This window comes from Corynebacterium frankenforstense, from assembly GCF_030211955.1.
GTDB lineage: Bacteria > Actinomycetota > Actinomycetes > Mycobacteriales > Mycobacteriaceae > Corynebacterium > Corynebacterium frankenforstense_A.
In genome coordinates this window covers 16,841-30,688 of sequence record NZ_JASODI010000004.1, presented here as the reverse complement: position 1 = coordinate 30,688, position 13,848 = coordinate 16,841, and the positions used below count along the sequence as shown (strand labels likewise).

The 13,848-nt window shown below is 73.6% G+C and carries 11 protein-coding genes; 6 read left to right on the top strand and 5 right to left on the bottom strand.

Annotated elements, in window-relative coordinates:
• Window positions 1-35 precede the first annotated feature (35 nt).
• From QP119_RS03190 to QP119_RS03175, 4 genes are all read left to right on the top strand, one after another.
• Entirely contained in the window at window positions 36-1,316 is a 1,281-nt protein-coding gene (locus tag QP119_RS03190) for an amidase (RefSeq protein ID WP_284773638.1), read from the top strand.
• Window positions 1,317-1,372: 56 nt separating this feature from the next.
• Entirely contained in the window at window positions 1,373-2,185 is an 813-nt protein-coding gene (locus QP119_RS03185; protein ID WP_284773724.1) for a CPBP family intramembrane glutamic endopeptidase, read from the top strand.
• Window positions 2,186-2,297: 112 nt separating this feature from the next.
• Window positions 2,298-3,779: an LCP family protein gene (locus tag QP119_RS03180; RefSeq protein WP_284773637.1), complete on the top strand. Its 1,482-nt coding sequence runs from the start codon at window positions 2,298-2,300 to the stop codon at window positions 3,777-3,779.
• A gap of 159 nt (window positions 3,780-3,938) precedes the next feature.
• On the top strand, window positions 3,939-5,027 hold the full coding sequence (locus QP119_RS03175) for a J domain-containing protein (RefSeq protein WP_284773636.1): 1,089 nt from the start codon (window positions 3,939-3,941) through the stop codon (window positions 5,025-5,027).
• A gap of 106 nt (window positions 5,028-5,133) precedes the next feature.
• Here QP119_RS03175 and QP119_RS03170 read toward each other — a convergent pair whose 3' ends face one another.
• The 4 genes from QP119_RS03170 to QP119_RS03155 form a co-directional block, all read right to left on the bottom strand.
• Window positions 5,134-6,057, bottom strand: a complete 924-nt coding sequence (locus QP119_RS03170; RefSeq protein ID WP_284773635.1) for a DUF5926 family protein — start codon at window positions 6,055-6,057, stop codon at window positions 5,134-5,136.
• Between the two features lie 63 nt (window positions 6,058-6,120).
• Window positions 6,121-6,858 (bottom strand): glycerophosphodiester phosphodiesterase family protein, encoded by a 738-nt coding sequence (locus QP119_RS03165; RefSeq protein ID WP_284773634.1) that lies wholly within the window; start codon window positions 6,856-6,858, stop codon window positions 6,121-6,123.
• A 116-nt stretch (window positions 6,859-6,974) separates the two neighbouring features.
• Window positions 6,975-8,912 carry a pyruvate kinase gene (locus QP119_RS03160; RefSeq protein WP_284773633.1) on the bottom strand — a complete coding sequence of 646 codons (1,938 nt, stop codon included), beginning with the start codon at window positions 8,910-8,912 and terminating at the stop codon, window positions 6,975-6,977.
• A gap of 178 nt (window positions 8,913-9,090) precedes the next feature.
• The gene (locus QP119_RS03155; RefSeq protein WP_284773632.1) at window positions 9,091-10,047 is read right to left on the bottom strand and encodes an L-lactate dehydrogenase; all 957 of its coding nucleotides are present in this window, start codon (window positions 10,045-10,047) and stop codon (window positions 9,091-9,093) included.
• Between the two features lie 321 nt (window positions 10,048-10,368).
• Between QP119_RS03155 and QP119_RS03150 the strand changes: the two genes are divergently transcribed.
• Complete coding sequence (locus QP119_RS03150; protein ID WP_284773631.1) at window positions 10,369-12,312, top strand: alpha/beta-hydrolase family protein; 1,944 nt, start codon at window positions 10,369-10,371, stop codon at window positions 12,310-12,312.
• Between the two features lie 11 nt (window positions 12,313-12,323).
• Window positions 12,324-13,049, top strand: coding sequence for an HAD family hydrolase (locus QP119_RS03145; RefSeq protein ID WP_284773630.1), 726 nt, complete (start codon window positions 12,324-12,326; stop codon window positions 13,047-13,049).
• On the opposite strand, the gene msrA is transcribed toward QP119_RS03145, so the two are convergent.
• On the bottom strand, window positions 13,046-13,717 hold the full coding sequence (msrA, locus tag QP119_RS03140) for a peptide-methionine (S)-S-oxide reductase MsrA (RefSeq protein WP_284773629.1): 672 nt from the start codon (window positions 13,715-13,717) through the stop codon (window positions 13,046-13,048). The genes QP119_RS03145 and msrA overlap by 4 nt on opposite strands.
• Window positions 13,718-13,848 lie beyond the last annotated feature (131 nt).

The window sequence follows — 13,848 nt, the reverse complement described above, 5'->3', positions numbered from 1 at the left end:
GAGGCGGTCCGGGGCGGACACCTATGCTTGCCCCCATGACCGCCCGCCCCTTCGCCGACCCCGGCTTCCACGGCCTGTTCACCTCCGGGACCACCGTCCCGGGGGTCGGCGCCGCCGTGCCCGGCGCCGACGCCGCGGCGGACGCCGAGCGGGCGCTGCGCGGCGTCGACAATTTCCTCTCCGCGCTCGAGGGCGTGGACCCGGCGGCGGCCGGCTTCACCCACCTCGACGCCGCGGCCGCCCGCGCGCAGGCGGAGTCGGCCCACGGCGACCTGGCCGGGCTGGTGGTGCCGGTCAAGGACCTCAACAACGTCGCCGGCATGCCCACCGGGCTGGGCTCGACGCTGCGTGTCCACCTCCCCGAGGCCGACGACCCGGTGGTGCGCATGCTGCGCCGCCGCGGCGCGGTGATCCCGGGCAAGACCACCACCTCCGAGCTGGGGCTGACCGCCTACTGCGAGCCCGTCGGCGGCGTCGCGCCGCACAACCCGCGGCTGCCCGGCTGCACGCCCGGCGGCTCCTCGGGAGGGGCCGCGGTGGCCGTGGCCCGCGGGATCGTTGAGGCCGCCCAGGGTTCCGACGGCGGCGGCTCCCTGCGCGTTCCCGCCGCCGCCTGCGGGCTCGTCGGCTTCAAGCCCGCCCACGACCGCCGCGACGGGCTGGCCGCCACCGGCTTTCTCACCCGCGACCTCGCGCTGACCGCCCGGCTGCACGGGCTGGAGCCCGCCGTCGGCCGGGTGCGCGTGGGGCTTTTGACCGAGCCGCTGTTCGCGCCGCACGCCGACGTGGACACCCGCTGGGAGCGCGGCACGCGCCTGGCCGCCGAGCGGCTGGCCGACGCCGGCCACGAGGTCGTCGAGGTCTCCCGCCCCGAGGACACCGACGAGGTCTTCGGTGTCTTCCGCGTGCTGCTGCTCTCCGGGGCCGCGCAGGCGACGGGCCCGGCCAGCCCCGTGGTCGCCGACCTGCACCACCGCGGACTCGCGCTGACCGACGCGCAGGTCACCGGCGCGGTGGCCCGGCGCGCGCGCATCGCCGGGCTCTACCGGCACGCCTGGGGCGTCGACGCCCTGCTCACCCCGACGCTGGCCTACGACCCGCCGGCGCTCGGCGCCTTCTCCCGGCTCGCCCCGGCCGACGACTTCGACGCCCAGACCGCCTGGACGCCGTGGGGCTCACTGTTCAACCTCACCGGCGGGGCGGCCGTCTCCGTGCCCGTCGACGCCGCCCGGCCGCTGCCCGCCTCGGTGCAGATCGGCTCGTTCACGCTTTCCGACGCCGCGGTGCTCGCCCTCGCCGCACAGGTGACGCCGTGAGCGCGGCGGGCGGCGTGGGCCCGCCTGCGGGCGCGGCGGGCTCCGCCGCCGGCGCCGTGGGGCGCCGGGTGCTGGTGCGCGAGCTGCTCATCGTGCTGACGGTGACCTTCGGCGCCTCGGCGGTGCGCGCGGTGCTGCGCCTGGTCGACGCCCTGCTCAAGCCGGAGGCGCTCAACGAGCAGTCCACCACGCTCTACTCCCCGCAGGCGCGTATCCCCTGGCTGGATCTCGGCCTGCAGCTGACCTCGGCGACGGTGCTGCTGGCCTGGGGCGCGCTCGCGCTCCACCTGCTGGCCGTGGTGCCGGGCCCGGCGCGCGCGGGCGGTGAGGCAAGGCCGGCGGGGCCGGGACCTGCGCCGGACGCCGGGCCGGTGCGCCGCGGCGTCGCCCGCGGTGACCTGCTGCACGGGGCGGGCCTGGCCGCGCTGATCGGGCTGCCGGGGCTGGTCTTCTACGTCGCGGCGGTCCACCTCGGCCTGTCTAAGGTCGTCGTGCCCACCGCCATGGACGTGCCGTGGCTGGAGGCCCCTGTACTCCTGGTCTGGTCGGCGGCCAACGCCTTCGGGGAAGAGGCCGTGGTGGTCGTCTGGCTGGTCACCCGGCTGCGCCACCTGGGTCTGCGCCCCGGCGGGGCGATCGCGGCCTCCGCGGTGCTGCGCGGGCTCTACCACCTCTACCAGGGGGTTTCGGCGGGCCTCGGCAACCTGGTCATGGGTGTGCTCTTCGCCTGGTACTTCCACCGCACCGGCCGGCGGTGGCCGCTGGTCATCGCCCACTTCCTCATCGACGCGGTGGCCTTCGTCGGCTACGCGCTGCTCGCCCGGGCCGGCTGGCTGGGCTTCCTGGGTATTCCCTCAGGCCTCGGATAGCCCCGCCCGCGGGGCCCCCGAGGCTGCGAGCGGCCTGCGGGGCAGCAGGAAAAGCGCTGCCCGCGACGCGGTTGTGGCGGGCCGGCCCTCCCCCGGGCGATATTGTGTCCCCATGGATCAACGGGGTACAGGAGATTCCGGCTGGCGGCGCGGCGAGGAGCCGAGCCGCCACGGCGGGCGTCACCGCAGCAACAGCGACCCGGACGCCGACCTGGGCGACGTCGTCTACGGCCAGGACGGGCGCGTGCTGCGCGACCGCTTCGGCCGACCCGTGCGCCGCCGCCCCGCCGCCGAACGCCGTGACCGCCCCGAGCGCCCCGATCGCTCCCGCGACACCCGCAAGGACCGCGAGCGGGAGCTGCGCGAGCGCGAGGCCCGGGCACGCCACGAGCAGCCCCGCGCCTTCGGCCGCCGCGACGACGTCAATCTGCGCAGCCGCGGCTACCGCCGCCCCGACGAGCGCACCCCGCGCGACCCGGACCGGCCGCGCCAGTACATCCCCACCCCCGAGGAACAGGCCCGCCGCGAGCGGGAGGACCGCTACGCCCGCCGCCAGGCCGACGCCTACCGCGCGCGGGAGCGCGCCGCCTACCGCGAGGTCGAGCCGGGCCCCGACCGGCCGCGCCCCCGGCGCCGACGTCCCGGGTACGCAGACGCGCAACCGAAGCGACGTCGTCAATTCCGGATGCCCCGCATGCCGCGCGTCGGCTGCGGCGGCTGCCTGGGCCGCATCCTGGCCGTGGTGCTCGTCCTCGCCGTGGTCACCACACTGTGGGCCGACACGCGTCTCAACCGCGTCGAGGCCAAGCCCGAGCAGCGCGTGGCCAACACGGCGGGCACGAACTGGCTGCTCGTCGGATCGGACTCGCGCCAGGGGCTCTCCGAGGAGGACATCGCGCGCCTGGGCACCGGCGGCGACGTCGGCGTGGGCCGCACCGACACGGTGATGCTGCTGCACATCCCCACCACGGGCAAGGCGAAGCTGATCTCGCTGCCGCGCGACTCGTACGTCTCCGTGCCCGGCTACGGAATGGACAAGCTCAACGCCTCGTTCACCTACGGCGGCCCGCAGCTGCTGACCGAGACCGTCGAGCAGGCCACGGGCCTGCGCATCGACCACTACGCCGAGATCGGCATGGGTGGCCTGGCCAACACCGTCGACGCCGTCGGCGGGGTGACCGTCTGCCCCGAGGAACCGATCACGGACCCGCTGGCCAACCTCGACATCGCCGCCGGCTGCCAGAGGGTCGACGGCGCCACCGCTCTGGGCTACGTGCGCACCCGCGCCACGGCCAATGGCGACCTGGACCGCGTGGCCCGCCAGCGCGAGTTCTTCGCCGCGCTGCTGGACAAGGTCACCTCGCCGGCCACGCTGATCAACCCGCTACGCTCGATCCCGATGCTCAACCGGGTCACCGGCTCCTTCACCGTCGGCGAGGGCGACCACGTCTGGCACCTCGCGCGCGTGGCGCTGGCGATGCGCGGCGTGGAGACCGAGACCGTGCCCGTGGGCGGCTTCGCCGACTACGACGTGGGCAACGTGGTGCTCTGGGACGAGGCGGGCGCCAACGCGCTGTTCGACTCGATCAGCTAGGCGGGCGGGGGTGCCCGCGGGACCGTCGGGCCGGGTCCGCGGGAACTGTTCCCCACCCCGTTGGCCGGGGCGGCGTGCGGGCCTCTAGCTTCTTTCCATGAAAGCCACAGACGGGCTCCCCGTCAGCCCCAGGCAGCACCCAGTAAAGGAACCCCGGCCATGGCCCACTACGACCTCTACGCCGTGCTCGGAGTGAGCCGCGGGTCCTCCTGCGACGAGCTCGCCGCGGAGATCACCCGCCGCCTGCAGACCGGGCGGGCCACCAACCCGGGCGGCGCCGACGAGCTGCGCGTCGCGCTGGCCGTCCTGGGCTCACCGGGCCGACGGGCCAGGTACGACGCCGTGCTCGACGACCCGGACGCGGCCCCGCTGACCCGCCGGGACATCAACGAACTGGCGTCCATGCCGGACCGCCCGGAACCGCAGCAGGACCGGTTCGAAGCACAGAGCGGGTTCGGACCGGTGGGTGGCGAGCCACAGCCCCAGGGCCGGTACAACCAGCAGGGTGCCCCGGGCGGCTGGGCCGGCGAAAGCGCGTCACAGGGAGGCTGGACCAACCAGTACACCGGCCCTCAGGTCCAGGGCGTGCAGACGCAGGGCTCATCGAAGACCGGGATCATCATCACCGCCGTGATCGGCGCGTTCGTGATCATCGCCGGCCTGGTCATCGCGCTCCTCGTGTTGGTCGTCGGCCGCGCGTCCGACGAGGCGGCGGACGAAGGCGACACCTCGGTCAGCGCCCCGGCGGAGAGCCCCACCGACTCCGGCGCGGCCGGTCCCGAGAGCGACTCCGCGGAGGCCTCCGGGGGCGCATCCGCCGACGGCCCGGACGAGGCCCCCGCGGGCGGGTCGGACCCGCGCGCGATGGCCGACGAGTTCATGGCACTCGACAACCGCGACGACCGCACCGCCTGGATCGAAGAGCACACGAACATGGACCTGGTGCACGAATTCGCCGGCGACCCCTCCGCCGACGCGATGTCCGCCCGGTCCTACGCCTCGATCCAGGCCGACGAGTACACCGCACTGGCCGACAGCGCCGGCGGCACCCCGACCATCGCCGCGGAATACCGCCTCTCCGAGAACGCCCTCAGCGACGCCGAGCTCGAAGCGGTAAGGAAGGAGTTCGGTGCCGACATCACCGACGCCTACCTGATCGAGTTCGAGGGCACCGGCGGCGAGGTGCCCGGAATCCTGTTCGCCGAGCACGGCGGTTCGTGGTACTTCCTGATCCTCGGCACCCCGTGACACACGCCCCGGCACGGCGCCGGCGACGCCCCTCGACCGGAAGACGCCGCCGGCCCGGCCCCGCGCAGGATGCGCGGACCGGGCCGGCGGTCGGTCTACCGGGTGCTTAGCCGATGGTGACCTGACGGGACTTGATGTTCTGCAGCTGCTTGCGCTCGTCGGCGGTCAGCCGGGCGTCGTTGTCGTACTCCGCCTCGATCGCGGTCTGGACGCGGGCGAGGTCCTCGCCGTAGGAGTCGGTGGCGCGCTCGGGGTCGAGGTCCCAGACGGGCACGACCAGGCCGTGGGTGCGGAAGACACCGGCGAACTTGGTCTCCTCCCCGAGCTTGAGCTCGCCGCGGGCGGCGATGCGCGCCAGCGCGGTGAGGACCTTGTCCTCCTCCTTCTCGGGGCGCATCCAGCGGATGTGGGCCTTGCCGGAGCCGGGGTTGACCCACCACACCGCGCCGGGCACGTCGGCGTCGATGCGCTCAGACGGCATGATCGTGGAGTTGGCCTGCTGGATGGCCTGGTTGACGGCCATGTCCGGGGTGACGCCCTCGGGCACCCACCAGGAGAAGTCGTCGTGGACGGTGATGTCCAGCTCGGCGTCCGGCGCGATCAGGTCGGTCAGCTGCGGCTGGGAGCCGTCGGCGGCGGTCGAGCCGAGGGCCTCGCCGCTGGCGGCGGTGCGCGCCCAGTTCAGGGCGTAGGCCAGGTCGCGGCCGGCGTTGTCGGTGCGCGACTGGACCTGGAGGGCCACCAGGGCCTCCTCGGCGTCACCCTCGCCGCGGACCACGGCCGCGCCGGCGCCGGGCAGCACGGTGACGATGCGCACGGGGCGCTCGGCACCGTCGACCGCCACGGTGGCGACGGCGGAGGGCACGAACATCTGCAGGGCGACGAGGTCGGCCTCGCAGGCCAGCCCGCCGAACGGGCGGGGGTCGCGGGCCAGCGCCTCGCGCTCGGCGGCGCGCTTGGCCAGCTTGGCCTGGCGGCGGCTCATGCCCTCGGGCAGGTTCTCGCGGTTCTTCTTCAACTTCTTCGACATGGGCACCAAGATACCGTGTGCCACCGCGCAGGCAGGGCGGACGCCCCGCTCAGTGCCGCCGGGTCAGTCGCGGCCGATGCTGCCCATCCCGGCGAGCATCCACATCGCCATCTCGGGCTCGTCGGTGACCAGCAGGTCCACGCCGTGGTTGGCGGCCCAGTTCATCTGCGTGACGTCGTTGACCGTCCACAGGTAGGTCGGCAGCAGCTTCGCGCCGATCAGCTTCGGGTGCTGGTGGGCGCGGATCAGCGAGAGCCCCATCACGTCGGGTCGGCCGATCTTCGGGTCGATCGGGTAGAGATAGCGCAGCACCGGCCGGCGCAGCACCACGCGCCCGATCTTCGGCAGCAGCCTGGCCATGCGCCCGATGGCGATCGGCGAGAAGGAGATGACGTGCATCCGCGGGTCCTCCGAGACGCCGTGGTAGCGCAGCACGTTGGCCACGGTCTCCTCGACCATCCGCCCGTAGCGCACCGGGTGCTTGAGCTCGATGTAGAGGTGCTTGGCCTCGTACTCCTTGACCATCTCGATCAGCTCGCCGAGGGTGAGGATCCGCTGCGGGTTCGTCTCGTCGCCCATGTTGAGCCCGCGCAGCTCGGCGAGCGTCTTGCCGGAGGTGCGTCCGGAGCCGTCGGTGCCGAAGTTGACCACCGGGTCGTGGAAGCACACGGCGTGGCCGTCGCGGCTGAGGCGGATGTCGGTCTCGACGCCGTGAATGGGCAGCTCAAGGGCTTTCTCGTAGGCCAGCCGCGTCAGTGGAGGGTACTTCCCGGCGTAGCCACGGTGCGCGATGATCTTCACACCCCCATCATGGCACCGTACGGCCGGTTTCGCCGACCGCCACCGCGCACTTGCCGACGCGTGCGTGCGCATCGCCGAGCGCGGGCCCCGGGAGCGTGGCGGAGCCATGCCGCCCGTCAGTGCTCCGGCTCGGGCACCCAGCTGTTGATGCGGCGCATGAGCATGCGGTTCTTGCGCTGGGAGCGGCCCAGCTTCGTGGACATCCGCGAGAGCACCTCGATGGCCTGGTTGATGTGCGGGCCTTTGTTGAGCATGACGGCCTCGGCGCGCAGCGCGAAGGCCGCGTCGGTGATCTCGGCGCGCGAGGGCAGCCCGTCCCTGGCCAGGTGCTCGAGGACCTGGGTGGCCATGATCGTGGGCACGTGCGCAGCCTCGGCGATGGCCATGATCAGCCCCGGCACCTCGGCCAGGCGCTCGAAGCCGAGCTCGACGGCCAGGTCGCCGCGGGCGATCATCACGCCGAAGTTCGCGTGCTGCATGCCGGCCAGCATGATGTCCGGCAGGCCCTCGTAGGCGGGCACGGTCTCGATCTTGAGCACCACGCCCAGCTCGCGGGCGCGCTCGGCGGCGGCCTCGTCGCCGGCCTCCTCGGCCTCGCGCACGATCGCGTGCAGCTCGGCGAGCACGGTGTCGACGTCCGCGCGGTCGCGGATGAAGGAGACATCGGCGATGTCGGCGTGGGCGGCGGTGAAGCGCAGCGCCGCCTTGTCCTCGTCGGTCAAGCTGGTCACGGGCAGGTCCGTGTCCGGCAGGTTGATGCCCTTGTAGGCGGCCAGGTTCGCCCCGCCGATCTTGGTGCGGGTGATCTCGAGGCGGACCTCGGTGAAGCCCCCGGCCTCCCCGTCCCCGCCCTCAGTGCCGGCGTTGGTCTCGCGGGCCACGCCCGCGATCACACCGTCGTCGAAGAGCACGCGGTCGCCGGGCCGGATGGCGCGCACCGCCTCCGGGAGGGTGCAGCCGATGCGCGGGACGTCCTGCTCGGCCGGGTCGACCGGGGCGGGGTTGTCGGTGAGGATCAGGGTGTCGCCGGTCTCGAGGCGCAGGCGCTGCTCGGTGGCCGGGATGCCGTGGGCGCGGGCCTTGACCCAGTCGTGCTCGAGGAGGGTGCCCTCGGCGATGTAGGCGTTCTGGCGGCCCTCGGCGAGCACCGCCGGGGTGCCCTCGCCGTCGGCGTCGGCGTGCACCTCGGAGACGGTGAAGTGACGCTTGGAGCCGCGGTTGTCGTGCAGGGTGATGCGGTCGCCGACGGCCATGCGCCCCAGCCACTCGGCGTCGACCTGCACGGGCAGCACCGGGCGCCCGTCGAGCTCCGGGGTGGCGGGCGCCGGGCGGTTGACCGGGCTCAGCCAGATGCGCGAGGGCGCGATGACCGTGCCGGTGGGCAGGCGCTTGACGCGGGCGCGGCCGACCTGCGGGCCGGGCACGATCGCGCCGGTGCGCAGCTTCGGGCCCGCCAGGTCCACGGCGATACGCACCTCGCGGCCGGCCTCCTCGGCGGCGCGGTGGACGTTGTCGACCATCCGCAGCCACACCGACTCGTCGTCGTGGGCGGCGTTGATGCGCACCAGTTCTGCACCGGTGGCGATGAAACCGCTGACGATCTCCGGGTCGTCGGCCGCCTCGGTCGGCAGGGTGACCATGATGCGCGAGTGCGTCTCGTCGAGCGCCGGGCCGAGCAGGCGGTCGGCGTGTTCGTCGAGGATCTCGTCGGCGCGGGCGAAGGCGTCGGCGATCTCGGAGTAGCGGTACTTGCGCGGCTCGTCGTTGAAGGCGCCGAGCGCCTGGCGGGCGGCGCGCAGCCGGCCCAGCACCGCCGGCTCGGTGGTCGACAGGCGGGTGGCGCCGAAGTCGGCGAGCCCGGCCTGCAGCGGGCGCAGGTCGTGGGTGCGCAGCTCCGCGTAGCGCAGCACGTTGAGCGCGCCGTCGCGGTGGGTGGGATGGACCTTCGCCAGCGCCTCGGCGTGGTCCTCGCCGACGTGCTCGACGGCCGCGATGAGGTCGTCGATGCGGTCGGTCAGCGAGCGCAGGTACTCCTGGTTCTCCGGGGCGTCCACGTGACTGCGGTCCTTCCCCGCCCGGTCCGGGCGGCATAGTGGGGTCTGACGTGGCTCATTGTGCATGCGTTCCGCGCACCCGGCATCTTTTGGCCTTCGTCGCGCAGCGGCGAAGGCCCCACGCCGCGCGGATGCACGACGTGGGGCCGACGGGGCGTCGTCAAGCGACGCGGGCGGGTTACTTGTCCTCGCCGAAGGTCTCGTCCATGACCTCACGCAGGACCTTGGCCGAGTGGGTGAAGCGCTCCATCTCGTGCTCGGAGAGCTCCAGCTCGACGACGCGACGGATGCCGCCGCGGTCGATGATGGCCGGGGTGCCGATGTAGATGTCCTCCTGGCCGTACTCGCCGTGCAGCAGCGCGGAGACCGGCAGGGCCACACCCTGGTTCTGGATGATGGCGCGGGTGATGCGGGCCAGGCCCATGCCGATGCCGTAGGAGGTCGAGCCCTTGGCGTCGATGATGTGGTACGCGGCGTCGCGGGTGTCCTCGAAGATCTTCTCGAGGCGCGGCTCCAGGTCGGCGTCCTTCTCCAGCATGCGGCGCATGGACACGCCGGCGATGGTGGCGGAGGACAGGACCGGCAGCTCGGTGTCGCCGTGCTCGCCGATGATGTAGGCGTGGATCGAGCTCGGGGCGGTCTCGTAGAGGTCGCCGAGCATGTAGCGGAAGCGGGCCGAGTCCAGGACGGTGCCGGAGCCGACGACGCGCTGCCACGGCAGGCCGGAGACCTTCCAGGTGGTGTAGGTCAGGATGTCGACCGGGTTGGCGGCGACCAGGAAGATGCCGTCGAAGCCGTTGGCCATGACGTCCTTGACGATGCCGGTGGTGATCTTGACGTTCTTGTCCACCAGCTGCAGGCGGGTCTCGCCCGGCTTCTGGGCGGCGCCGGCGCACAGCACGACCATGGCGGCGTCGCGGCAGTCCTCGTAGGTGCCCTTGGTCACGCGGGTGTGCGAGGCGGACCAGACGGCGCCGTGGTTGAGGTCCATGACGTTGCCCTCGAGCTTCTTCTCGTCGATGTCGATCATCGCGAGGTGGTCAACGGTGCCCTGGTTGACCAGCGCGTAGGCGTAGGCGACTCCGACGTCGCCGCAGCCGATGAGGACGACTTTGTTTCCGACGGTCTTGTTCATGGCGGCATCTCCCTGTTGCTTGGTTATCGCCGGGACGACCGCGGTTTCGGTGGAGTGCGGTGACTCCCGGCGGGCGGCCGCGTCGCGGCCGCTCGTTGTGCGTATGGGTTCTCGGGTCTTGGTGGCCCTGACGGTCCATCTGGCCCGGGCGCCGATCCCGTGGTCGGCGGCCCCGGCAACCGAGACCCATTATGCCCGAACATGTGGTTTCGCGCCCGTTTGGAGCCCGGAAAAATCCCGCACGGGCACGATTTGTGACTATTTTCACGCTTGACGACGCATGCCCGGCGCGCACACGGACCTTCTGCCAAGATTCACGGCATGGTGCACCGCCCCGCCGCGTCCCGTTCCCGCCGCGCCGAGGCCGCGCAGCGCCTGAGCGCCGCGACCCGCGCGGTCGCCTCCGCCGCCCGCAGCGCCCTCGGCTTCGGCGCGGGGCTCTTGCCCGGGGTGCGCTCGATGCCCGGCCAGGACCCCGACTCCGAGGGTCGGCCCACCGAGGCCGGCATCGTCGGCGCAGAGGTGGCCACCTGGCTGGCCCTGAGCCCCTCGCTCCTGCCGCGACCCTGGTGGGCCACGGCCACCAACCTCACCGCCGCCCAAGGCCTGGGGCACCTGACCGCCTCACTGGTGTGGTGGGCGCTGCGCCACGGCGGCGCGCGCCTGCCCCGCCCGCGCGGCTGGTCGCGGGTGCGCCCCACGGTGCTGGCCGCCGCGCACACCGGACTGACGGCCACGACGCTCGTGGCGCTGGGAGCCGCCCTGCGCCGCGGGCGCAGGCAGGCCGGCCTGGTGGGCATGCCCACCCCGCGCGGGCTCGCGCAACTGACCGCGGGCACCGTCGCCGGCACCGCCGGCTACGCCGCGCTGCTCCTGATCGGCGAGCTGACCCAGCAGGGCTTCGACCGCACCCGCGCCGGTCTGCACCGCGCCGTGCCCGTCGCCCCGCGCTGGGCCGCGGGACTGGGCGCGCTCGCCGCCGTCGCCGGGGCCTGGGTGCTCGTCGGCGACCGCGTGGTCGCCCGCCGCGTGCTCATCCGCATGGCGGAGCACGCCGAGTTCCTCGACCGCCAGACCTTCAGCGGGGTCACCCGCCCCTGGCGCGCCGAGCGCTCTGGCTCGCCCGTGTCCGCCGAGAGCTGGGAGTCGCTGGGCGCGGCCGGGCGGGCCAACACGTCCAACGGCCCGCGCGCCGCCGACATCACCGCCGTGACCGGCGTCGAGGCCAAGGAACCCGTGCGCGTCTTCGTCGGCCTGGCCGCCGTCGACGACGCCTCCCGCAGCGTCGGCGGGCCCGGTTCGAAGGAGAAGCTGCGCCGCGCGCTCGCCCCGCCGCCCGGCGGCGTGCAGGCCGCCGCCCGGCGCGCCGTCGCCGAGCTCGAGCGCACCGGCGGCCTCGACCGGCGGGTGCTGGTGCTGCACTGCTCGACGGGCACGGGCTGGATCCCGGACTGGTCGGTCGACGCCGTGGAGTTCCTCACCGCCGGTGACTGCGCGATGGCCTCCATGCAGTACACTTTCCTGCCCAGCCTGCTCAGCTACCTCAACGACGGCGCGCTGCCCCGCGCGGCCGCGGGGGCACTCTTCACCGAGGTGCGCCGCGCGCTGGCCGGGCGCGCCCCCGAGGACCGTCCGCGCGTCTTCGTCACCGGCGAGTCGCTGGGCGCCTACGGCACCGCCGACGCCTTCCGCGACCTCAACGAGCTGCTCGAGCTTGCCGACGGCGCGGTGCTCACCGGTGCGCCCACATTCACCCGTCTGACGCGCCGGCTCACGGAGGCCCGGCGCCGGGACACCCCCTGGCGCCTGCCCGTGGTCGGCGACGGTGAGCACGTGCGCTTCGTCGCCGACCCGAGCCACCTGCACCACGACTGGCGCGGCGACGACTACCCCAAGCCGTGGGCCCACCCCAGGGTCGTGGTGGCCCAGCACGCCTCCGACCCGATCTCCTGGTGGGGCCCGGCGCTCTTCCTGCGCCGACCGGACTGGCTGGCCGAGCCCGGCGCGCGCGGGCAGGAGGCCCCCGCCGCCCAGCGCCTCGACGTGCCCGTGCACACCCGCTGGGTGCCGTTGATCACCGGCTGGCAGGTCGCCGTCGACATGCTGACCTGTCTGCGCGCCCCCGGCGGCCACGGGCACAACTACCACGCCGAGTTCCTCGACTACTGGGCCGCGGTGCTCGACGACGCGGCCACCGTGGAGCTGACCGCCCCCCTGAAGGACCGGGCGGCGCGCTGGACGGCCGCCCACCAGCGGCGCGGCTAGAATCCGGGGGCATGCGAGCGATCCTCTTCGACCTCGACGGCACGCTGCTCGACCACGACGCCGCCGCGGCGGCCGCCTGCGTGGCTTGGGCCCGGGAGAACGACCTCGACGGCACCGACGAGCAGGTCATCTCGCGGTGGTCGGTGCTCGAGCGGCGCTGGTTCGCCGCCTACGAGCGCGGCGAGACCGACCACCTCGGTCAGCGCGTCGAGCGCGCCCGCGGCTTCCTCGGCCGCCCCGGGCTCACCCGCGACGAGGCGCTCGGACTCTACGCCCGCTACCTGGAGCTCTACCAGGAGAACTGGACGGCCTTCCCCGACGCGCACTCCTGCCTGGTGCGCGCGCTGAACTCGGGCAGACCCGTCGGCGTGCTCACCAACGGCCGCTCCGAGATGCAGGCCGCCAAGCTCGAGGCGACGGGGCTGGCGCTTCCCGGGCTGGTGCTGCTGGCCACGGTGGACGCCGGGGTGCCCAAGCCGGACCCGCGCGCCTTCACCGGGGCGCTCGAGCGCCTGGGACCCGAGGAGGGCGTGATGATCGGCGACAACCCGGTCACCGACGTGCGCGCCGCCGTCGACGCGGGGCTGAGCGCGGTGCTGCTCGACCGCAGCTGCGCGGGCGCGGGCCGCGACCGGGCCCGGCGCACGGGGCGTGCGGCCGAGACCGGCCACGACGACCTGCCCGCCGAGGCCTTCGTCATCGGCGACCTCGACGAGCTGACCTTCGCTAAGGCCTAGTTCGCGGGGCCGCAGGCCACGCCGGTGGCGTGCACCGGGCAGTAGCCGCCGGGGTTCTTCTCCAGGTACTGCTGGTGCTCGTCCTCGGCGAGGAAGAACTCGCCGGCCGGCGTCTCGGCCAGCGGCATGATCTCCGTGGTCACCGCGCCGAAGCCGGCGTCCGCCAGGCGCTCGCCGTAGGAGGCCACCAGACGGCGGGCGAGCGCGGCGTCGTCAATCGCGCTCTCACCCTCGGTGTAGATGACGGAACGGTACTGGGTGCCCACGTCGTTGCCCTGGCGGAAGCCCTGGGTGGGGTCGTGGGCCTCGAGCCCGGTGGCGAGCACCTGCTCGAGGGTGATGCGCTCGGGGTCGAAGACGACGCGCACGGCCTCGGCGTGGTTGGTGCGCCCGGTGCAGACCTCGCGGTAGGTGGGGTTGCGGGTCACCCCGCCGGCGTAGCCGACCGACGTCGAGACGACCCCCGGGGTCCGCCAGTAGAGTTTCTCGGCGCCCCAGAAGCAGCCGAGCCCGACGATCACGCTGCGCTGGCCGGGCTCCCACACACCGGTGATCGGCGTGCCCAGCACGGCGTGCGGGGCGGGCTCGGGCAGGACGGGGGCGTCGCCGCCGCGCAGGGCGTCGGCGGGGTCGACGAGCTCAGGGGTACGGGGAAACAGCCACGACATGCGCGCCAGGCTAGCACTGCGGACGGGCGCGCGGAGGCGGCGAAGTTAGCGATATTTGAAGTAATTAATCCAAGTTATTGAACCCTTGCACCGCCCACGGAAAGTCCTATCATGGGGCTCACGGCGCGCGG

Excerpts from the sequence above, each read along its gene's own strand:
- QP119_RS03170 (WP_284773635.1), bottom strand. The coding sequence starts at position 6,057 with ATGTCGAAGAAGTTGAAGAAGAACCGCGAGAACCTGCCCGAGGGCATG.
- QP119_RS03175 (WP_284773636.1), top strand. The coding sequence starts at position 3,939 with ATGGCCCACTACGACCTCTACGCCGTGCTCGGAGTGAGCCGCGGGTCC.
- QP119_RS03180 (WP_284773637.1), top strand. The coding sequence starts at position 2,298 with ATGGATCAACGGGGTACAGGAGATTCCGGCTGGCGGCGCGGCGAGGAG.
- QP119_RS03150 (WP_284773631.1), top strand. The coding sequence starts at position 10,369 with ATGGTGCACCGCCCCGCCGCGTCCCGTTCCCGCCGCGCCGAGGCCGCG.
- msrA (WP_284773629.1), bottom strand. The coding sequence starts at position 13,717 with ATGTCGTGGCTGTTTCCCCGTACCCCTGAGCTCGTCGACCCCGCCGAC.
- QP119_RS03155 (WP_284773632.1), bottom strand. The coding sequence starts at position 10,047 with ATGAACAAGACCGTCGGAAACAAAGTCGTCCTCATCGGCTGCGGCGAC.
- QP119_RS03190 (WP_284773638.1), top strand. The coding sequence starts at position 36 with ATGACCGCCCGCCCCTTCGCCGACCCCGGCTTCCACGGCCTGTTCACC.
- QP119_RS03145 (WP_284773630.1), top strand. The coding sequence starts at position 12,324 with ATGCGAGCGATCCTCTTCGACCTCGACGGCACGCTGCTCGACCACGAC.